This window comes from Nocardia sp. NPDC003183, assembly GCF_053590715.1.
The window spans coordinates 168512-188237 of the sequence record NZ_JBSFTG010000014.1; the positions used below are offsets into that span (position 1 = coordinate 168512).

Below are 19726 nucleotides of genomic sequence, written 5' to 3' on the forward strand. Positions count from 1 at the left end.
TGCGACGAATGCTGGGCGAGCAACCATCAGCCCGGGAGCCCGGTTCGTCGTGGACCGTTCGTGCTAGCGTCAACCTGTTCACAGCGAGCACCTTCAGGGGAGGGGCGATCGAGTGCAGGGCGGGGCCTGATGGACATGGTTCTGATCTTGGTGGTCGTCGAGTGATCTCGGTCAGCGGGCTACCGCTCACAGTGGGGGGTGTGACCGCTGGGACCGTGTTCGGGACCCGGGGGCCTGGTGCTCCTGATCCGGCACGTGCGTATGACGCGGTACTTCGCCAGCGACGCCTTTCTCGCTCACAGGTCCGCGATCGCCGCGTTCGTCATAGACCACAACGAGCTCGCCCGCTACATCGCTGAGATACGTCGTCGGGGCACGTTCGCGCTCGGGGGGGGGTCTACCAGCGGCAGGCACGCGCACCTGGCGGCTCTCCAGAACACCAGCCGACACAAGTACCGCCGCGACCGAAACATCGCCACCTATCAGACGCCGTACGTGCACAACTGCTCATTGAGGTCGCCCGCAACGCGAGCGCCGACCCGATCAAATACGTGATGAAGTACTTCAACATCAAGGCCGCCGAGACCGACTTGGCCGATGTCGAGAACCTGGGCGATGGGATCACTCGCTTCGAAGATGCCGTCACCAACCTCAGGTGGCGCGAGGCCGGTATCACTCAGTCGGTCAATCCACCCACGTTCATCACGAAGCACTACGCGGGCGAGTTCATGGCCCAGGTCGGGGTCGAACTGTCGCCGATCACCGTGCCATGTCCGGTGTATGTGTTCGAGTACGTCAGTGCTGGTGGGAACAGCTCACAGCGCGCGATCGTGATGCTCGATCGGGAGTCGATCGACGCGATGATCGAAACGATGTCGCAGAGGATCAAGTTTCGTAAGAGCGTGGCCGGCCAGCGGATGCTGATGACTTCGAAACTGCGGTCGATGATCAAGGCGCGTGATAACTACACCTGTTGGTACTGCTCGGTTTCGCTCGTTGACGAGCCGCACTTGTTGCACGAGGTAGACCACATCGTTCCGGTGTCCAAGGGCGGGCTGACAGCGCCGGAGAACCTGCAGACCTTGTGCTGGCGGTGCAACCGCGCCAAGTCGAACAAGCTGATGCCCAGCTGATCTTCAGCCCGGAGATAGGTGTGCTGGCCCTGGTTCGGCGCCCTCGTTCCTGGGGCCCGCGCTACTGGTGGTCGTGGTCTTTCCGGCGGACCGTGAGGGCCTGGCGGATCAGTTCGCGCGCACTGTCTCCAGCCTCGGCTGTTTCGCTGAGGAGCCGAAACCCCTTCTCGTAGCGTGAGGTATCGCCGGGGTCGGTGATCGAAGAGACTTCGGTCAGTAGTTCAACACCGACATGGATGGTGTCACTGCCGCCGTAGATCGCGAAGCTGGTGGTCAGCACGCGTGGGTAGGCGGTTCGGGGGACGATTCCGAGTTCCAGCCACGGCTGTTGCGTGTCGTCGAGGAGTTGCTCGAGTTGCTCGATCATGACCTCGTCGTCACCGAAGCTGGAATACAGGGCCTGTTCACCGAGGATGAAATGGCAGCGGGGCGCGTTGTTGTCGAGCACGGCGGTGCGGCGCTTCACCCGTTCATCGACTGCAGCGTCGACCTCTTCTTCGCCGGCTTCGAAGGCGATCACCGTCTGCAGGATGGCGGTGGCATAGGCTCTGGTTTGCAACAAGCCGGGGATCACATCGGATTCGTAGCCGCGGATCTGTTCAACGGATGCTTCCATCCGGCCGACGTCCTGCTGCAGGCGCCGAGCGGTGACCCGCCGCAGTTCGAGGTAGTCGGCATCGATATTGCGCACCGTCGCCAACAGGTCGGGTATCTGGCGGGCCGAATCGGTGATGGTGCACCAGGTGTGGATGTCGGCAGAGGTCGGTACTTGCTTGCCGTGTTCGAAGCGGCTGACTTTCGAGTTGTTCCAGCCCGCTTGCTGTGCGAGGTCGCGGCCGGTGAGCTTCGCGGCGAGGCGAAGCCCACGCAGCCGCAATCCCAGTGCCTGACGTGCTTCCTGAACAGTGCCCACGCCTGCCGACGATAGTCTGTCGATACCGAAATGACCGGCAGCGGTTACACCTGAACAGGTTGTGGGGCCAGCGGTTGTTCGTCCGGGCGGATGACCAGCGTTCGCGGGACCTCGATGCATTGCTCGTGGTCGGGAACGGCGAGGCCTGCCAGCAGGTGCGGATCGGTGACCGGTGTGCCCCAGACTCGGAAGGTTCCTTTGCCGGTGTCTTCGAGGCGAACGCCGAGGCAGGTGCCGACTTCGAGGTAGGTCAGTAGCTCGTGCGGGATCTCGATGACTCCTGCCCCTGCGTCGGCGATCTTCCAGCCTTGAACCAGGTAGGTGTCGTGGTCGGTGGCGTACAGCGTCGGTGATTGCCCCTGCCGTGAGCTGGTGCCGAGGTATCGGTGCCTCATGGCGACTCCCCCTGTGATCTGAAGTTGAATGTTGGCGTCGATATTGGATCATGAGCGCATCTCAGGTCAAGCAAAGATTTCCATGACTGTGCAAATAGTTGCAAATTGTGGTGTGCTGTAGATGAGTCGCTCAGTCTCGCACGAGGATCCGGCCTGCCGGGGCGCCTCTTGTGCCTGATGTGGGCGATCGGCATCGCGGAACCGGCACAGTCTCGGGACCGGGGGAGAGGTAGGGATGTACGCGTTCGTTAGTCTGCGGCGGGTCTGGTGCGCCGGAGCCTGGACGGTGATAGCCACGGCCGTTCTGCTCGTGGGATCGCTCGCGTTTCTGTGGGACCCGACGGCAAACGGGGAGGCCGGTGACCGTGCCTCGTCGGACGATCTGACACCGCTCGCCGCGCAGGAGTTCTCCGTCGAAGCCGAATGCTGGTGGGCGCTACGGCGAGCCGGGCACCAACTCGGTGTGACCGCAGCGTGCACGTTCGTCGATGGCCGAGGCTGGGTGGTCGAGATCTGGTGACGCCGCTGGTTACACACTCACCTGAATCCCGCGCTCGTTCTTGGCGGTCGAGCACGAACGCGCATACCTGCGCCTTCGGCCACGCCGAGTGCCGGTCCATTGGCGGACGACTCGATCACACCCGGTGTCTCAGGGACTCAAGGCCCAGCGACAAGGACCTGTAGAAAGTTGGGGAGCTACCTTGGTTTTCAAGGCTGAATTCGCACGAATCCGTCAACTCGCCGAATCCGTCGACGACCTCGCAACCCACATCGAGGCGCTCGAAATCGACTCGCCGAGCGCTATGCTCACCGAGGCGCTACGCGGATCCGCATTGCCCGCTGTGTGCGGCGACCTACGTGACCACGTCGAGAGTGTTCGACATCGAGCTGCGCGACACGCTCGGTATGTCTCGGCCAAGATCGCAGCCCACGCAGATGAACTCGAGGCGATTCACGAAGGATTCGTGCTGTCTCGCGAAGCGCTGCTGAGCCATGGGCACGAGGTGAGGTGATGCCGATGATGCTCCCGCAGGTGCGGCAGTGGCAGCTCGACCGGCTCCACGAATGGGCATCAGAACTGGAGAACGTGGTTCACAGCCACGCCGGACTGATCAACCGCACCGCGGGCGCCTTTGCAGACCTCGACCAGTTCTGGGTCAGCAGGAGCGCGGACGCGGTCGTGGACTGGATGAGAGCCGAGAAAGGCTCGGGTGCTCGCCTCGCGTCCAAGGTCGGTGCCTTCGCCGCAACACTTCGTACCGGGGCCGTTCGGGTGGCCCGAGCACGCGGACGCCTACTAGGCGTCGTCGCCGAGACCGAGGCTGAGGGATGCTTCGGTATCGGCGACGAGGCGGTCAGGTATTCCGTTGATCCAGACTGGCGCGTTCGCACCCATCACACCGAAGTGCACTCCGTGCCCGCGCATGTACTCGAGCGAATCGAGCTCGACGTCCATTGTCGGCAGGTCCGGGTCAATGATGCGTACACCGCCTTCGCCAAGGAACTCGACGCACTGACTCAAGTGCTCACCGTCCTCGCAACCGCGATCACCCCACCGCCGCAAACACCCTCCCATCCGGTCACCGGAGCGCCGGATTCGTAGGGGGCCGGCGTGGGGGCATCGCAAGATCGCGGCACTGATGCGCGCTGACGGCCACGAGGTCTCCACCTCGACTGTGCAGCGGGCACTGCGGCGGCGTGGACTGTTGCTGCCGCAAGGGTATCGAGCGGACCGCAATTCGTGGGCGATGTTGCGGCGCAAGGTGTTCCATGATCCACCGACCCAGCGCAATCGAGTGTGGCAAACCGATTTCAGCGAATTCGAAACCACCGGTGGCGGTATCTGCGCGGTGATCGACTACGCGACGAAATACTGCCTGGCCATTACCGTGACCCCGACGGCCCGCGGTGCAGACGCGCTGGCCTGTCTGCGACTCGCGGTCGCGGAGGCCGAACAGATGCTCGAGCTGGACGACCTGCATGCCGATCGTGGGCTGTCCGAGGTTATCGGGCCGGGCGGGGAGGTGCTCGGTATGGCGCCCGCGCCGATCGCGGTGGTGTCGGACAACGGCCCGTGCTTTCGCGGGGAGGTGTTCAAGTCCGCGTTCGCCGGGCCGGATCCGCTGCTACGCCACGTCCGCACCCGCGTGCGGTCGCCCCAGACGAACGGTGTGATCGAACGGTTCTTCGGCACCTTGAAATACGAGCATCTGTTCCGTGGTGTGATCGCCGACGGCGATGCCCTCGACATGGAGGTTCACCGTTTCCGGATCATCTACAACACGATCAGGCCGCACCAGGCGATCGACGACCGAACACCTAGTTCCGCCCTCATCGGCTGCGAGCAGCGAAAAATGGAGCGATAAGCGGCATCACAGTGCATCGGGCTGTGGAAATCGTGTGCGGAGCTGGGGCCGTTACGTCCCGAGTGGGGTGCTGCGACTCGCTCGGCAACCACTTCGGGGGGCGATCCTGTTACCTTTTGCGGACCGCACTCGTCATAGAAGCGACGACCGATTACGGACGGTCTCACATCTACGACCGAAGTGGAGCAGCCGATGCTGACCAACATCATGTACGTGACGATCTACGTCACCGATCAAGACCGCGCGCTGGAGTTCTACACCGAAGGCCTTGGCTTGGACAAGCGGATCGACTTCCCTGGGCCCGATGGGCGTTTCCTCACCGTAGGAATCGCCGATAGCCCGGTGCAGATCATTCTGTGGCCACAATCGGCGGACGGGCCGGTGGTTGGGACCCGAAACGGTGCGCCGGGCCCGCTGATTCTCGAGTCCGATTATCTGCGAAAGGATTTCGAAGTGTTCCGCGGTCGTGGAGTGACCTTCGTGGAATCCGAGCCCGAGGAATATCCGTTCGGGATTCGGGTCGAGGCCACAGACCCAGACGGCAATCGGATCTCGCTGCGGGAGCAGCGTAAGCCGTGACCGACCACCCATTCGGCCTGGTGGCCGAGACGTTCGAGGCCCAGCGCGATCGGCTGCGCACCGTCGCCTATCGCGTGCTGGGCTCGCACGCCGATGCCGAGGACGTGGTCCAGGAAGCGTGGCTGCGCTTGATCCGTCAAGACACAGCCGCGATTGACAACCTGGCGGGCTGGCTGACCACCGTGGTCGGCCGAGTCAGCCTGGATCTGCTGCGCTCTCGCCAAGCCCGCCCCGAAACCGGATATGGGCAGGAGTTTCCGGGGTTCGTGGTAACGCCCAACGACGGCCCCACACCGGATGACCAAGTCGCGCTAGCAGATTCGGTTGGGCTCGCCCTGCTTGTCGTGCTCGATACGCTTACCCCGAGCGAGCGCCTGGCGTTCGTCCTCCACGATATGTTCGCGGTCTCGTTCGCCGAAATCGGGCAGATCCTGGGCAAATCCGCCGACGCCAGCAAAATGATCGCCAGTCGCGCCCGCCGCAAGGTTCAAGCCACGGAACGTCGAGCGGGGCCCGGGCGTGAGCACCACGAGGTCGTCCAAGCCTTCCGCGCCGCAGCCCTAGTCGGTGACTTCGAAGCGCTCCTGCGCGTCCTCGACCCGCAAGTGAAGTTGACTGTCGACACTGCCGACGGTGTGGTCGTCGCCCTGGGCGCGACCGCGGTTGCCTCTGGCGCTCGCATGTTCTCCGGCGAGGTTGCTCGACAACGACCAGTGCTGGTCAACGGTATCCCTGGCCACATGTCGTGGCGTGCTGACGGAACCCCGCTCTCGGTCATCGCCTTCACCGTCACCGATGACCGGATCGCCGCGCTTCACATCGTGATCGACCCGGCCAAACTTGCCTCGATCCGGTTGCCCGAGCCGACCTGAACCGGTGCCGTCAGCGTTGACACGGCCCGCGCATGCGAGTGCCCCCTGTGCGGGCCGGTAGAGCAGCACTGTCTTCGGCATGAGGGTGCGTTCGGTCAGGCGTCAGATGCTCACCGCAAGTTGACCTTCCGGCGCCCCGCACTGCGGGGCGAGGTGCCCGAGGCGGGCGACCGGTGGCGGCGCGGCCCGGCGACCACCAGGACCATCAGCGGCATGTATTCCCCGCAGCGCGATACCGACGAGCACATCGCTGTCGAGTCGCTGTTCGGTGCATTCCAAGTTCTCGTGCACGTCCGGGAGACATCGCCGGTGCGATGGCTGTACCTCGATCACTGAGCCTGAACACGCGATATCGGCTCCCCGCCATCGCGGCTTCGACGCCGGTCAGCCCGGATCCACCGCGAACTCCGGGCCCGCGCCTAGCGCCATACCGCCTGCTCGGCGCCGACAAGCTAATACTCCTCGACATCGACTCCCTGCAGCGCCGCTCATCGGCATTACCGAGTGTGCTCAGGCGATCTCACCAACCGTGGCGTTAATCATCTGACCAGCCAACTCCTGCCAAGATCTTGACTCAAGACAGCGGGGCACAACGAAGACGGGAACACTTTTTGGGGACTAGGTAGTGGACATCCGTCGTACTACGCGCACAGGCGGTGTCAGAAGGTGTTCCCAAACTGGCGGGCCGAACTCAGGCGGAAACCGTGACCGGTCGTCGTCGTTGATTTGCTCCCAGTAGAGGCGGGCCAGTTCGAGAGTGTTCCTGGTTTGTGGCTCGCCTTTCAGGAGCGACATGTCAGCACGGAATCCGGGCTGCTCTACGTCGATCTCCCAGATCGTTCCCATCTGCTCAGACTCCGCAAACCGTCTTGCCTCATCGAGTCGCTCGAAGGCGAACACGGATCGAAGGTGGGAAGGAGCTTGAGGGTATCCATGGAAACGAACGAACTCCCAGAGCAGCTCGAGACCTGTGTCCTGATTGATTGCACCGAGCTGCTGTCCCTGCGAATCCTCAAACTTGAACTGAAACTGGCCGTTGAGGTACGACTGGCCATGTCCGGACAACCCACCGGCGAACCACGTCGGCGACGAATGGGTGGAGAGCTCGAAAATGCCCTCTTCGCGAAGCCTGTTCGCTCGGTCGACATGGAAGTAGGTCGGCACATGCGCAGGCTACGCCGCGACACCGACAGGAATAGTGACTGCGCCCCGGCCCGAAGGAAAAGGGCCTGGGCGCTTTTCGTACCGCACCGTCGAGGTTAGTTCCGGTAGAACCTCCAAGGCGTAGACATCACTGCGGCCCACATTGAGATGGCCAGCTCGATGTCGGCGGTGGTCACACCAACGAAGGTTGCGACGCTCGGTGTTTCGGACAGCTCTGAGTCCAGGTTCGTGTCGGGCGGTCGTGCTACCGTCAGGCTGCTCACCGCGAGCACCTTCAGGGGAGGGGTGATCGAGTGCGATCTGTCGCGGGCCTGGTCGAAAATCTGCTGACCCGGTTGGTTGTCAAGTGATAGCGGCGAACTGGCAACTACTGTTGTGTGCAGCGATCGGCGTTGCTGTGGTGTTCGGGCCGTGGGGTCTGGTGCTACTGATCCGGCGCATGCGGATGACGCGGTACTTTGCCAGCGAGGAGTTTCTGGCCCACAAGGCCGCGGTCGCCTCGTTCGTCGCTGATCACAACGAGCTTGCACACTACGTCGCTGAAATTCGCAGCCGTGGCACGTTCGGGCTCGGTGGGTCCTTCAGTGGAGCACAAGCACACCTGGCGGCTTTCCAGAACACCAGCCGATACAAATACCGCCGCGACCGCAACATCGCCACGTATCAGACGCCGTTCGTGCACAACTGTTCATTGCAGGTCGCTCGTAACGCGAGCGCCGACCCGGTCAAGTACGTCATGAAGTACTTCAACATCAAGGCAACCGAGACCGACCTGGCCGATGTAGAGAACCTAGGCGATGGCATCACTCGCCTCGAAGATGCCGTAACCAACCTCGGGCAGCGCGAGGCCAGCATCACCCGGTCGGTCAATCCGCCCAAGTTCATCATGAAGCACTACGTGGGCGAGTTCATGAAGCAGGTCGGGGTCGAGTTGTCGCCGATCATCGTGCCTTATCCGGTGTACGTGTTCGAGTACGTCAGCGCTGGCGGGAATAGCTCGCAGCGTACGGTCGTCATCCTCAATCGGGAGACGATCGACGCGATGATCGAGACGATGTCGCAGAGGATCAGGTTCCGTAAGAGCGTGGCTGGTCAGCGGGCGCTGATGACCTCGAGACTGCGGTGGATGATCAAGGCGCGTGACAACCATACTTGCAGGTATTGCTCTGTTTCGGTCGCAGCTGAGCCTCACCTACTGCTTGAAGTGGACCACATTATTCCCCTGTCCAAGGGCGGGCTGACAGTGCCTGAGAACCTTCAGGCATTGTGCTGGCGGTGCAACCGTGCCAAGTCCAACAAGGTCATTTCCGACTGATCAATGACCGATGCGACGTCGTCCTAACACGAGTGTGACCTGATGAGCACATCGAAGGTAGGTGCACCATCCCAGGTTGGCGTGAGAGTGCCGACCCTGCTCCATCCCCACTTTCGGTAAGCGCTGTATGCGCGTGGGTTTTCGGGGTCAACGAGCAGTGTCGCTCGCTCTTCGGGACGTTGACTGAGGATTTCGTCGTGAAGGGCGTGGGCGATTCCGCGCCCGGTGTGGGTCTGGTCGACCATGATCTCGCTCAACGCGAAGGTGCGCTTGCCGGTCTCGTGAGTGAATTCGTCGTGGTCGAGCACGGCATCGTCGAGTTCGAGCCCGGTCCACCACGCGGTTCCCGATGGTAGGGGCCAGCCCCAGGTTTGGCCGATCGCGAGGTCGCTGAGTGTGACGATGACGAGGTCGAATCCGCTGGCACGGTCGGGGTCGGTGTAGGCGTCGAAACGATGCATGAACGACTCTGGCGACTCGAACAGGTCACCAGAGTCGATCGCCGTTGTGTAGGAGCGGCGGTAGATGCCTTCGACGGTTTCGCGTTGCTCGCGGGCGGATGCAGCGCCGTGGTGGTGAAAGTGCAAGTCGGTCACGGGGTGAGAGCTTTCTGGGCGATCTTGTCGTAGCGGTGTGCAAACTCCTCGGCCATTCTGCCGTGACTGCGGAGTGGAGCGAGCACACGCAGAGTCCGGGTCGATCCGACTTCTTCCAGCGTGGCGAGTACTGGCTCTGCTTCGGCAAGCGCGCCGCGCAGGTCGCCGACAGCCACGCGGGTCGCTGCGTACCACGCGCGGGTGTTGGCCTCGTTGCGCACGCCTTGGCCTTCCAGCGCACGCTCGTAGAGATCCAACGCCGCGCGATGGTCGCCGAGATCACCGTAGGCCCTTGCTTCGTGCCCGGCGAGTTCGATCGGATCGACGAATCGCAGCCAGCGGGGGCAGTGAGTGAGGAGTTCGGAATTCAACGCGGTGTCCATAGCCGCGTGAGCGTGATTCATCGCGGTACGGAAGTCGGCATGGCTTCCGATGCGCGCCCAGGCTTGTGCCTGCCGTACCGCGATAAGTGCGTGGATGCGGCCGGGCTTCCACGGCTGTGCGATCTGTGCGGCCCGGTTGACGTTCTGCAGCGCCAGATACGGATTGCCTGCCCCTTGCCGTGACAGCGAGATCTCCAGGGTGGCAGCGTTGAGGAGCGAGTGCACTGCCAGATCATCGTCGCCCGACCGTGCCGACAACTCCAACGCCTCCCGGTAACAGGCGCGAGCGAGGTCGTGATGTTCGGAGTCATAGGCCACCCAGCCCGCGATGACTGCCACATTACCAACCGCACTGGCAGCTGCCGTAGCGGTCGCGGGATCGCACTGCGCGGAGTCGAGTTGGCCGCGGGCCTGCAACAAGGTGGTGTGAGCTTCTCGGACGAGCCCGGCACCACCTTCTCGCTGATCGCGCTGATCGATCTCCTCCGCGAAAGTCAGCCAGCCACGAACCTCGGCGAGACCGAGCCGTTTCCCCGACGCGAGAGGTTGTTGGCGTAGCCGTTTGGCCGATGCGAGAGGTTGTTGAGGTAGCCCAGCCATCGTTCCCGTCAGAGCGATGGCACTCAACGCACCGACCCCGAATTGTCTGCGGTTCACCTCATCCTCTCCTTCGGCCTCGGCTCGGCACTCGCTCATCTCCTGGGGTCGTGTGGTGAGGTCAGGGACACCGCTAACCGGTCGGCTTGGGCTGTCGGCATGGTCGGTGGACCTGGCCAGTGCGGGCAAGTGGGTCTGACGGGATGTTGCCGAGTGGCGACTGCGCCAAACAGATTCGCCTTCGGCCACGATCTGTTCGAACCTCGTTCGGTCTTCCGCGGTCGCGTGTTGCCGGTAGGCGGTATCCAGGATCTCTTGCGTCAGAGGTCGGGGTTTGACCGTGCTCAGACCTGATCGCCAATTGTTGACCGTGGTCGTCTCGACACCCAGCAGCGCGGCAAACTCTCGGGTCGACTTACGCATCGCCTCTTGCAGCGCAGCCGCGTCGAAACCGGTCCAACCCCGCCCTCGTATCATCGCCATTTCCTATAGTCAGCATCTGGCCTGGGAACGCAAACGATACGCCAAACAGTACCCACCGACGGGCGATCGCTGGATGGTTGTGGCAGGTGAAGATGGCTCGAAACCCGCTATCCGGCAACAGAGTTTCTCTCGACCGGGAGGGCCCGTCACCGTTTCCGGCAACTGCCGGGCGGCAGAATCGAGTGCCCAACCGGTCGAGTACGGCCGCCAACCCCGGCCGTCAGTGACGAGCCTACGACTCGGCTATCAGTGCCCCGGATCTCGTCATGGCGACGAGTAATCAGTCGAACATGGTTGGCAGATCTGGTTTGTTCCAGTGTTCGTGGAGAAGTCGGATTTGGGTGTCGAGTACACGGGTGGTCGACAGCTCGGGCAGGTTGTCGATGTCGAACCAGCCGATTTCCATTGTCTCGACGGGGCTGGGTTGCCCGTGGGAGATGGTCTCGCACAAGAAGAACAGCTTGTACACGTGATAAGGGAAGGCGGGCTGGTGACCTTGCACGTCCCGGTCGTGCAGGGCCACGAGCTTGCTGGCGCGCACCGTGATTCCGGATTCTTCCTCGACTTCGCGTTCGACTGCGAGCGAGGGAGGTTCGAGTACATCGCACCAGCCGCCGGGCAAAGTCCACCTCTCGTCGCTGCGGTCGCGGATGAGCAGGATGCGGCCCTGGTCATCGAAGACGCCGCCTCGGACGTCGACTTTGGGTGTCATGTATCCCTTTTCGAGGAACACGTTCTTCTGCAGGTCCTCGACGGTGCTGTTGCTGATAAGGGCGAGCAGGTCTGCGGCGATCTGTTCGGCCTGTTCGTAGCGTTGCCGGTCGAAGACGTCGGTGGCGAAGACGAGGCCGTTGTGTGCGAGGGCGGCCAGGGCGATGGCGTGGTGCCGGATCTGGGCCTCAGTGGTGGGTTGAGCGTTGTCCATTCGGGTCCTTCGGTCTGGGCGGCGTTGTCGCGGTGGCAGTTCGACCTTGGTCAGGGGTTCATGCGGTAGGTCGTGGACTGGCGTGGGGCGAATCCGAGCCGCTGGTAGAGCTGGTTGGCTGCGGTTTTCGTCGGAGTCGACGTGAGGTCGACTGTGCGCGCTCCGTGGTCCTTCGCGATGGCGAGCGCAGCGGTGGTCAGGGCTCGTCCGGCACCGAGGCCCCGCGCGACTCGGTCGACGACGACATCTTCAATACGTGCTCGCAGCCCGGTGGGGATCGTGTACATGACCAGTGTCAGCGCGCCGACGATCGTTCCGTCGACCCGTGCGGTGAGCAGCCGCGTCGACGGGGAATCGATGACCGCCTCCAAGCGCTCACGGGTCAAAAGTGCTGCGGTGGTGGATAGTTGAGGTAGGAGAGCTGTCAGCGAGGCCAAGGTCTCGTCGTCTACCTCGGTAACGATGTCGATCACAACCGCCTCGTGTGTCTGCGACACGTTGGGTTCCTCCTGTGTTGCGTCACGGACTCGACGTTTCGAGCAGCCGAAAAATATAGGGCTGGAACAGTTTTCGATCTAACCACCGGGATCTGCCACACGTGGCGACGGTGGCGGCGGCACCAGCGTATCCCGTGGGTTGTCCGGTGGACCTGTAGCGGACACGAGCTCCCTTCGCGCGGCTTGTCAGCACACTGTCTCCTGATTCGGTCAGTGCTCCCGCGCGGCGGCGGTCTGGGCCGGTTGGGCGAGTCGGTGTACCGCTGTGCGCAGGTCGGTGTCGGCGGCGTTGAAGATCGCGCTGCCCGCGACGAGTGTGTCGGCTCCGGCGGCGATTATCTGGGGTGCGGTGATGGTGGTAATGCCACCGTCGGCGACGAGTTCGACGGTATCGAGGTGTTGGTTGTGCAAGGCGGTGCGCAGGGTGCGGATCTTGTTCGGGACGGTGGGATCGAAGGTGCTGGTGCCGGGGCGGCTGGTCATGAGGACGACGAAGTCCAGGCGTGCGAGGTAGGGGTCGAGGAGTTCGAGGCCGAGGTCGGGGTTGAGGACCAGCCCTTTGCGAATGCCAGCCTCGTGGAGTGTGTCGAGGGCGGTGCCGATGTCGGTGGCGGCGTCGATGTGGAAGCTGATCCGGTCGGCTCCGATGGTGATGAGGTCGTCGATGTAGCGCTCGGGTTGCAGGGTCTGTACGTGGACATCGAGGGACAGGGTTGTGTGCTGGCGGATGGCGGCGACGGTGCGCTGGCCGAAGCTGATCGCGGGGGTGTAGTGACCGTCCATGATGTCGAGGTGCAGGTATTTGGCGGTGCTGGCCGCGACACCGTCGATGGCCTCGCGCAGCGCGAGGGGGTCGGCGCCGATCAGCGCCGGGGCGATGGACACGTTCATGCGAGGGCCTCCTGGGAGTCGGTGATTGCGGTGGTCAGGCGGTCACAGACGAAGTCGACCTCTGCTGGTGACAAGTCCGGTCGGATCGGCAAGCACAACGTGCTGGTTGCCTGGTTCTCGGCGTGTGGGTACTTCCCGTCGAACCCATAGCGGGCGAAGGCGGGTTGGTGGTGGATGGGGACGGGGTAGCGGACGACGGCGTCGATGCCGTCCGAGCGCAGCTGTGCGAGAACGGCATCGCGATGAGGCACCGCGACCTGATACAGGTGGTAAACGTGGTCGCCGGGCTCTTCCGATGGCGGTGGCGTTGTGATGGCGGGATGTGTGAGGGCGTGGCGGTAGCGGGCCGCGATGGCACGGCGTTCGGCGTTCCAGGTGTCGAGATGATCGAGTTTGGCGTCGAGGACGATGGCCTGGATGGCGTCGAGTTTGGAGTTCGCCCCGAGCGCGACGTGGTTGTCCTGCCCGTCCTGTCCGAGGCCGCGCAACGTCCTGACTGTGTGCGCGATTACGGGGCTGTTGGTCACGAGGGCTCCGGCGTCACCAGCCGCGGCGAGGTTCTTGCTCGGGTGGAAGCTGAAGGCGGCGGCAGCACCGAAGGTGCCGACCCGCTGGTGGTTCCAGGTGGCTCCGACTGCTTGGGCGCAGTCCTCGACAAGGGGGATCTGGTGGCGGGCGGCGATGGCGGTGACTCGGTTCATGTCCAGGCTGCGGCCGAACAGGTGGACTACGAGGATGGCCTTGGTGCGCGGCCCGCACGCTGCGTCGAGCGCGTCGAGATCCATCAGATAGGTATCGGGTTCGCAGTCGACGAGCACCACCCTCGCCCCGACAGTGGTGATTGCCAGGGCTGTGGCGTGGAAGGTGTTGGCGACGGTGACGACCTCGTCGCCCGGTCCGATGCCGAGCGCGGTCAAGGCGAAAGTCAGTGCGTCGGTGCCGCTGTTGACTCCGATCGCGTGGGTAGCGCCGAGGTAATCGGCGAATCGGTGCTCGAAGTGGGCGACGGTATCGCCGAGGATGTAGTCGCCGGTGGCCAGCGTGTGCCTGATTTTCTCGGTGGTGGCGGTCAGGTCTGTGAACTGGGAGAGGTGGTTGTAGCGGGGGACCTTCATCGCGACTCCGACAGGTGGAAGGGGCGGATCTGCACGATTGTTTTGCCGAGGTCGCTGCGGGCCGCGGTGGCGGTGAGGTGGTCGGCAGCGGCGTCGAGTTTGAGGAGTTGAGTGGTGAGTCGCTTGACGCACAACGATGGTGACCACCCGTTATCGGCGCTGCGCCGCAACAGGTTCAGGGCGGTCTGGAAGTCGGCGGCGGTGGCCCCGTGGGTGCCCGCGAGGTAGCGCCGCCCGCTCGACCACGCGAATTCGCCGACATCTTCGGTGCGGCGCAGTCGGTCGACGTCGATGCCGGCGAGTTGGTCACCGGGTTGTGTGCCTGCGAAGACGAGCAGCAGTCCGTCGTCGGCGAGCATGTCCGAGCATGTCTCCAGCACGTGCGGTGTGGCGGCGGCGGTGGCCACGACGATTCGCTGAAACGGTGGACGGTGCCGGTTGGAGTCGAAGACCCGCGAGGGCAGAGCGCGGCGGCGGCGCAGGAACCCGATACGCGGTTTGCTGGGGTTGAGCAGGACACTCTGGTAGCCGGTGGCGGTGAGGACGGCACTGATCAGGGCCCCGGCCATCCCCGCACCGAACACCGCGATCACCGTCTCCGGCGCCAGGCCGAGGTCGGCGGTGACGGCGTGCAGCCGGGTGACGCAGTGCACCGCGCACGCCAGCGGTTCAGTGAACACGGCCACCCGGTCGGTGATCCCTTCCGGGACCGGGACCAGCGCGGCACGCAACTGGTGGGGGTCACCGCTGAGTTCGACCAGTTCGCCGAATCCTGATGTCCGGTGAGCCAGCGTGGGGTGCGGATCGAACACCACTGTGCGCCCTCGCAGGTCGGCCAGGGCCGGGGTGGTGTCGAGGACGCTGCCGACGATCTCGTGGCCGAAGTCGCAGCGCCCGAACCGGACACCGCTGATCTCGCGCAGGTCCGAGCGGCAGACGCCGACCGCTCGGGGGGCTAGCACCACACGGTCGGTGGCAAGCCCGTAGGGCTGCCCGGCCACCGTTGCGGTGGTGAGGAAGGCGGCGTGGTCGCGGTGCTCGATACGCCGATAGGTTGTTGCGACGGGAGCGGTCATCGGATCACCTCCAGGTGTTCGGCCACGGTGGTCGTCAGGTCGGCCTCGCGCGCGGGCCCGGACATGGTCAGGTCGACGACGACCTTGACGTGTTCGCCGAAAGGTCGTTCGCCTCGGGCCATCGACGGGATCCGCAGGGCGGCTTCTTCGAGCGAGATCACGTGGCTGATGAGCTTGCCGAATCGGTGGGGAGCTGCGAGCAGATGTTGTTGGGCTCGGTCGAGGTGGGCGCGTGATGTTCCCCGATGCCCGGTCACCCGTATTCGCTTGCCAGGCTTGGTGAACACTTGGGCGTAGTCGGTATTCGGGGTTTGCCCGCAGACGTTGGAGCGGCGTACCGCTGACAAGTCGATGCCGGGCAGCGCGGGGTGCTGGAGTCCGGTGGGGATGCCACCGAACAGGTCGAGCACGCCTTTGTCGCGGAGGTTGACAGTGGCCGCGCCGATGGCGGTGACGGTGGCCCCGCGGGGCAGGCACACGAGGGCACCGTCGACGCTGGCTGGTGGTATCCGGTCGGTGAGGGTGCTCGCGGTCAGCACGCCGAGTTGGTCGATGTAGCGCAGTCGCCCTCGCCGCGGGTGAACGATCTGCATCCGGTACCCGAGATCCTCGCCCAGCATTGCCGCCAGCAGGGCTGCTGAACCGCTGCCGAAGACCGCGACTTTCGCGGCCGGGCGCAGCAGCGGGCTCATCAGCTCCCAGGCGTAGAGGGCGGTGGCGGTGGGTTCGACCAGCGCACCGAGGTCGACCGGGAGTCCCTCGTGCGCGGGCACAACCCGGCACGGGAGTGTGGTGGGCACGTAGTCGCGCAGGATGCCGTCGTAGCTGTGCCCCAGGATCACGTCTTGGTTGGTCGGGTCGACGGGATTGAAGATCTCGCAGGTTCGTTCGTCCGGAGACAGGGCCAGACCTTCGTGCCCGAGGATCGTGGCGCGGTCGGACCGCGCGCCGCGTTGCATCTGCAGGTCAGTGCCGCAGATGCCTACCCGAAGAACACGGCGGATCGTGGCTTGTTCGGGGATACCGGGTAGAGGCGTGCGCCGCAGGTGCAGGTCATCGCCGCTGCGCACCAGGGCTCGGTTGACGGCGGTGGTGTCGGCGGTGGTCATGCGGTGCACAGTTCGGTGTGGAACGGGCGCACCGTTTCGGCGGCGGTGGACAGCTCGGTCGCAGTGATGTCCTGGGCGAAGATCGCGGTGCCGATCTTGGTGAGCAGCGGAAGGTTCTGGTTGCCGTCGCGGTGGCGGATCGAGTCCGACAGCCCCGCGCGCAGCATCTCGTCGGTGATGCAGGTGTGGCTCAGCGGAAGTCCGACGCGGGCCATCAGTGTCAGGATTCGGCTCAGGCATTCGTCGTCGATGAGTTGGCGCTGGTGGGCGAGCACGCACGACAGCGCGATGTCGATGGCGACGGCTTCCCCGTGATACAGCTTCGGTTTCGCCGCCAGCTCGAACGAGGGACTGAAGGTGTGGCCGAAGTCGGGCAGTCGGGCGAGGTTGTCCTCCCACAGGTTCGGTTCCAGCTCCTCGACGATCGCGGTGATCGCGGCGTCGATGATGGGGCCGCTGACTGTCGTGTTGGCTGCGAAACCGGGAGCGGTGGTCCATTCCCGCTCGATGCGGTCGAACAGCCCGCTGTCTTTGACCAGTGCGATCTTGAGGATCTCGGCCATCCCGTTGGATATCTGACGGTCGGGCAACGTCGACAGGAAGCTCGGGTCGACGAGGGTCTCGCTCGAGGCGTAGTAGGTGCCGAGCCGGTTCTTGCGGCCGTTGAAGTTGATCCCGGTCTTGACGCCCACGGCAGCGTCGACCATCCCTAACAAGGTGGTCGGTACTCGGACATAAGGCACGCCTCGGCGGTAGATGCTCGCGGCGAAGCCGACCACGTCGGTCAGGACTCCACCGCCGACTGCGACGACGGCATCGCGGCGCCGGCTGAGTCCGAACTTGTCGTACTCGCGGACGATCCGGCTCACTGTCTCGGAGTTCTTGGTGCGCTCGGTCGTTTCGATCGGCACGACGGTGCACAGTGAGCTGTAGGTGTCGAAGTAGGCGAGGATCTTGTCGCCGAAAAAGCTCATGACCGTCGAGTCGACGAAGACCAGCGTGCGGCGATTGCCGATGCCCACGGCGTCGGCCAGGTCGTTGTTGTCGGGGTCGAGGCAGTCTCGTGTTCGTCGGATTCGGTAGCACATCGTTTGTGTCGCAGCGATGCCCCAGATGCGGTCCATGTCAGTAGTTCCTTCCCCCGGGCCGGGCGGTTGCTGGTAGCGATTGCGCGCGAGCGAAAAGCCCTGCTCCGCGCAGTGGATCGAGCCCATCGGATTCCAGCCGCGAAATGCGGTCGCGAAAGACGGTGGGCTGGTGAGTGGAGACGAGGTACAGGCCGTCAGCTTCCAGGCAGCGGTACATGCTGTTCATGTAGTGATCGGCGAGCGTGTCGACCACCCCGCCGGACAAGAACACGTGCTCGATGCGGGCATCGATGGTCAGCAGGTACAGCAGTGCTCGCGCCAGCGGGGCGGTCACCGAGTCGAGAAACGTTGTGGCGTAAGAATTGCTGTTCTCCAGCGCAGAGCACAGGCGAGCCAGTGGTGATGGTTCGGTGGTCGCGTCCGCGCCCAGGATGCTCGCCAGCTGCGCGAGCTGCCGGTCGATCGCCTTGCCCGCCGAGATGGCCGAGACGTGTCCGACAGCGCCGCAATCGCACACCGGCGGATCGGTCGACAGCGTTGCGGTGACCGCTGCTGGCAGATGACCGATTTCGCCCTGAATCCCGTGCACCGGGTCCAAGACCACCTCGCCGGATTCCACGTCGATGGTGCGCGCGGCGATACCGCTGCTGACTGTCACCGCCGCAACAGTTTTCACGCCCATCGCACGGACCTCGGGCCTGTTTGCGATGGCCATCGCGAGACTTGTCACGTCGTTGACCACCCACCACCGGGCTCGTGATTCGTTCTCCCGCAGCATGACTTGCAGATCGAAGGGGTCTGCGCTGTCACCCCACAGCGGTGCACTGGCCAGGATCTGTCCGGTGTGACCGTTGGTGGCGGCACCGATCGAGATCCCCACATCCGCGACGCGGGGATGGATTTCGAGAAGTCGACGGGTTTGGGCGAGAAGAAATTGCACCATCAGCTCGCGCAGTGTGGCGGTATTGCTCCCGGTACCGGCCTTGGTCACTGCCGGGTGCCGGTCGTGATCGGTGAGCACACCGGATGGGGACACGACCGCGCACCGCCACCACGTCCCGCCGAGATCGAACACGATCACCGGGCGGCCATCGCCAGCTACGTTCCTCATTCTCACGCCTGGCCTGGGTGGGCGGCGGCGTCGGCCAGGACATAACCGTCCTCACCGAGCACGACAGCGGCTGGCACCGGAGCAGCGCCGATGGCGGGTGTGAGGACTTTCGCCAGTGCCGCACTCTTACCGGATCCGGTGGCCAGCAGGATTCGAGTCGGCACGGCCCGCAGATAGTTCAGCCCGAGGCTGACTCGCGGCTCGCCTTGGTAGGTCGTGGCAACCACCCGCTGAAGAGGGGCTTCGTAGAGAGTGTGGTCGAAGATCGAGGCGGTATGGCCGTCGGTTCCCAAACCGAGCACCGCGATGTCGGGTACGCCCTCGGCGCGCAGTCGCGAAAGTTGATCGTCATACCCCGCAGCGGTCTCCTGGCTGTCCCCACCCACCCGAACCGGGCACCAGATAGCGCGATGACCCGGCCCGCTCAGACCCAGAGCCGTCTCTATCGACCCAGCGGATCGATCGGTTGGCTGCGGTGTCATCCGCTCGTCTGTCTGAACGAAAACGACTTTGGCCCAATCGATATTGAGCCTGCTCAGCTCGCGATAGGTCGAGACCGGTGTCGTTCCACCGGCCACCGCGATGAGGCATTCGCCCGATGCGTCGATTGCCGAATAAATATGTGTGGCAATCAGATCGGCTGCTGCCGAGGCCAGATCAGCGGGTGTTTCGTGGACCGTGCATGTCAGCGGCATGGGTACCTCCTGGGTGTCGAGACGTAGCGGTGACGAAGATCGAAATCGACTGCGTTATCCGGTTGGACGGTCGTCGGCGGTGCGGGTGGCTATCAGTTCCCGCAAGGTCGCGATGCTGGTCGCGTCGTGGGGAGCCAGGGTGTGGGTGCTGAGCTGGGTGGCGGTAATCAACTCCGCACCGAGCAGCTGGTCCACGAGCTGGGCGAGTTCTTCAGATGTGGGCAGGTGGTGCTCATGCCAAACCAGCCACCCCATCGGGCCGTCGGCGCTCCTGGGTGGGGGTGGCCCACCAGCGACAAGCTTGTCGACAAGTGCGGTCATTCCCGCGCGGCGCGCGAAACCCAGCTGCCCGTAGTACCACTGCTGCTCGGTGCCTTCGCTGTCGTCGCTGTCGTCGCGATCCCATGCCATCGGTTCGGGTCC

24 protein-coding genes are annotated in these 19726 nt (G+C 64.1%); 9 read left to right on the forward strand and 15 right to left on the reverse strand.

What is annotated here, in order from left to right; genetic code table 11:
• The first annotated feature begins 554 nt into the window (after positions 1-554).
• On the forward strand, positions 555-1133 hold the full coding sequence (locus tag ACWDXS_RS29235) for an HNH endonuclease (RefSeq protein WP_449970507.1): 579 nt from the start codon (positions 555-557) through the stop codon (positions 1131-1133).
• Positions 1134-1194: 61 nt separating this feature from the next.
• On the opposite strand, the gene ACWDXS_RS29240 is transcribed toward ACWDXS_RS29235, so the two are convergent.
• Both ACWDXS_RS29240 and ACWDXS_RS29245 read right to left on the reverse strand, forming a co-directional pair.
• Positions 1195-2046 (reverse strand): DUF5753 domain-containing protein, encoded by an 852-nt coding sequence (locus tag ACWDXS_RS29240; RefSeq protein WP_449970510.1) that lies wholly within the window; start codon positions 2044-2046, stop codon positions 1195-1197.
• A 44-nt stretch (positions 2047-2090) separates the two neighbouring features.
• Positions 2091-2441, reverse strand: coding sequence for a hypothetical protein (locus tag ACWDXS_RS29245; RefSeq protein WP_449970512.1), 351 nt, complete (start codon positions 2439-2441; stop codon positions 2091-2093).
• A gap of 235 nt (positions 2442-2676) precedes the next feature.
• On the opposite strand from ACWDXS_RS29245, the gene ACWDXS_RS29250 reads away from it, so the two are divergent.
• The 6 genes from ACWDXS_RS29250 to ACWDXS_RS29275 all read left to right on the forward strand — a co-directional run bounded on the left by ACWDXS_RS29250 (position 2677) and on the right by ACWDXS_RS29275 (position 6594).
• Positions 2677-2961: a hypothetical protein gene (locus ACWDXS_RS29250; RefSeq protein WP_449970515.1), complete on the forward strand. Its 285-nt coding sequence runs from the start codon at positions 2677-2679 to the stop codon at positions 2959-2961.
• 498 nt (positions 2962-3459) lie between these two features.
• Positions 3460-4044 (forward strand): hypothetical protein, encoded by a 585-nt coding sequence (locus tag ACWDXS_RS29255; protein ID WP_449970517.1) that lies wholly within the window; start codon positions 3460-3462, stop codon positions 4042-4044.
• Positions 4045-4081: 37 nt separating this feature from the next.
• Positions 4082-4807: a transposase gene (locus ACWDXS_RS29260; RefSeq protein WP_449970520.1), complete on the forward strand. Its 726-nt coding sequence runs from the start codon at positions 4082-4084 to the stop codon at positions 4805-4807.
• Between the two features lie 192 nt (positions 4808-4999).
• A complete protein-coding gene (locus ACWDXS_RS29265; protein ID WP_449970523.1) occupies positions 5000-5386 on the forward strand; it encodes a VOC family protein in 387 nt (128 codons plus the stop codon).
• A 20-nt stretch (positions 5387-5406) separates the two neighbouring features.
• Entirely contained in the window at positions 5407-6258 is an 852-nt protein-coding gene (locus ACWDXS_RS29270; protein ID WP_449970526.1) for a sigma-70 family RNA polymerase sigma factor, read from the forward strand.
• 120 nt (positions 6259-6378) lie between these two features.
• Positions 6379-6594: a hypothetical protein gene (locus tag ACWDXS_RS29275; protein ID WP_449970529.1), complete on the forward strand. Its 216-nt coding sequence runs from the start codon at positions 6379-6381 to the stop codon at positions 6592-6594.
• A gap of 282 nt (positions 6595-6876) precedes the next feature.
• Here ACWDXS_RS29275 and ACWDXS_RS29280 read toward each other — a convergent pair whose 3' ends face one another.
• Positions 6877-7422 (reverse strand): hypothetical protein, encoded by a 546-nt coding sequence (locus ACWDXS_RS29280; RefSeq protein ID WP_449970532.1) that lies wholly within the window; start codon positions 7420-7422, stop codon positions 6877-6879.
• 397 nt (positions 7423-7819) lie between these two features.
• Between ACWDXS_RS29280 and ACWDXS_RS29285 the strand changes: the two genes are divergently transcribed.
• Positions 7820-8737 (forward strand): HNH endonuclease, encoded by a 918-nt coding sequence (locus ACWDXS_RS29285; protein ID WP_449970615.1) that lies wholly within the window; start codon positions 7820-7822, stop codon positions 8735-8737.
• A gap of 23 nt (positions 8738-8760) precedes the next feature.
• Here ACWDXS_RS29285 and ACWDXS_RS29290 read toward each other — a convergent pair whose 3' ends face one another.
• Positions 8761-9333, reverse strand: a complete 573-nt coding sequence (locus tag ACWDXS_RS29290) for a GNAT family N-acetyltransferase (RefSeq protein WP_449970535.1) — start codon at positions 9331-9333, stop codon at positions 8761-8763.
• Entirely contained in the window at positions 9330-10055 is a 726-nt protein-coding gene (locus ACWDXS_RS29295; RefSeq protein ID WP_449970538.1) for a hypothetical protein, read from the reverse strand. Before ACWDXS_RS29295 ends, ACWDXS_RS29290 begins: the two co-directional genes overlap by 4 nt.
• A 60-nt stretch (positions 10056-10115) precedes the next feature.
• On the opposite strand from ACWDXS_RS29295, the gene ACWDXS_RS29300 reads away from it, so the two are divergent.
• A complete protein-coding gene (locus ACWDXS_RS29300; protein ID WP_449970541.1) occupies positions 10116-10274 on the forward strand; it encodes a hypothetical protein in 159 nt (52 codons plus the stop codon).
• 802 nt (positions 10275-11076) lie between these two features.
• On the opposite strand, the gene ACWDXS_RS29305 is transcribed toward ACWDXS_RS29300, so the two are convergent.
• The 10 genes from ACWDXS_RS29305 to ACWDXS_RS29350 all read right to left on the reverse strand — a co-directional run bounded on the left by ACWDXS_RS29305 (position 11077) and on the right by ACWDXS_RS29350 (position 19714).
• Entirely contained in the window at positions 11077-11721 is a 645-nt protein-coding gene (locus tag ACWDXS_RS29305) for an NUDIX hydrolase N-terminal domain-containing protein (protein ID WP_449970544.1), read from the reverse strand.
• Positions 11722-11771: 50 nt separating this feature from the next.
• Positions 11772-12218, reverse strand: coding sequence for a GNAT family N-acetyltransferase (locus ACWDXS_RS29310; RefSeq protein WP_449970547.1), 447 nt, complete (start codon positions 12216-12218; stop codon positions 11772-11774).
• 210 nt (positions 12219-12428) lie between these two features.
• On the reverse strand, positions 12429-13109 hold the full coding sequence (locus tag ACWDXS_RS29315) for a ribulose-phosphate 3-epimerase (protein WP_449970550.1): 681 nt from the start codon (positions 13107-13109) through the stop codon (positions 12429-12431).
• The gene (locus ACWDXS_RS29320; protein WP_449970553.1) at positions 13106-14224 is read right to left on the reverse strand and encodes a DegT/DnrJ/EryC1/StrS family aminotransferase; all 1119 of its coding nucleotides are present in this window, start codon (positions 14222-14224) and stop codon (positions 13106-13108) included. Before ACWDXS_RS29320 ends, ACWDXS_RS29315 begins: the two co-directional genes overlap by 4 nt.
• The gene (locus tag ACWDXS_RS29325; protein ID WP_449970556.1) at positions 14221-15300 is read right to left on the reverse strand and encodes a hypothetical protein; all 1080 of its coding nucleotides are present in this window, start codon (positions 15298-15300) and stop codon (positions 14221-14223) included. The genes ACWDXS_RS29320 and ACWDXS_RS29325 overlap by 4 nt, the downstream gene beginning before the upstream one ends.
• Positions 15297-16409, reverse strand: a complete 1113-nt coding sequence (locus ACWDXS_RS29330) for a hypothetical protein (RefSeq protein WP_449970559.1) — start codon at positions 16407-16409, stop codon at positions 15297-15299. Before ACWDXS_RS29330 ends, ACWDXS_RS29325 begins: the two co-directional genes overlap by 4 nt.
• Positions 16406-17533, reverse strand: a complete 1128-nt coding sequence (locus tag ACWDXS_RS29335) for a sedoheptulose 7-phosphate cyclase (protein ID WP_449970562.1) — start codon at positions 17531-17533, stop codon at positions 16406-16408. The genes ACWDXS_RS29330 and ACWDXS_RS29335 overlap by 4 nt, the downstream gene beginning before the upstream one ends.
• Before the next feature lies 1 nt (position 17534).
• Positions 17535-18608 (reverse strand): ROK family protein, encoded by a 1074-nt coding sequence (locus ACWDXS_RS29340; RefSeq protein ID WP_449970565.1) that lies wholly within the window; start codon positions 18606-18608, stop codon positions 17535-17537.
• 2 nt (positions 18609-18610) lie between these two features.
• The gene (locus ACWDXS_RS29345; protein ID WP_449970568.1) at positions 18611-19303 is read right to left on the reverse strand and encodes a 6-phosphogluconolactonase; all 693 of its coding nucleotides are present in this window, start codon (positions 19301-19303) and stop codon (positions 18611-18613) included.
• A gap of 54 nt (positions 19304-19357) precedes the next feature.
• Positions 19358-19714, reverse strand: a complete 357-nt coding sequence (locus ACWDXS_RS29350) for a hypothetical protein (RefSeq protein WP_449970571.1) — start codon at positions 19712-19714, stop codon at positions 19358-19360.
• Positions 19715-19726: the final 12 nt, after the last annotated feature.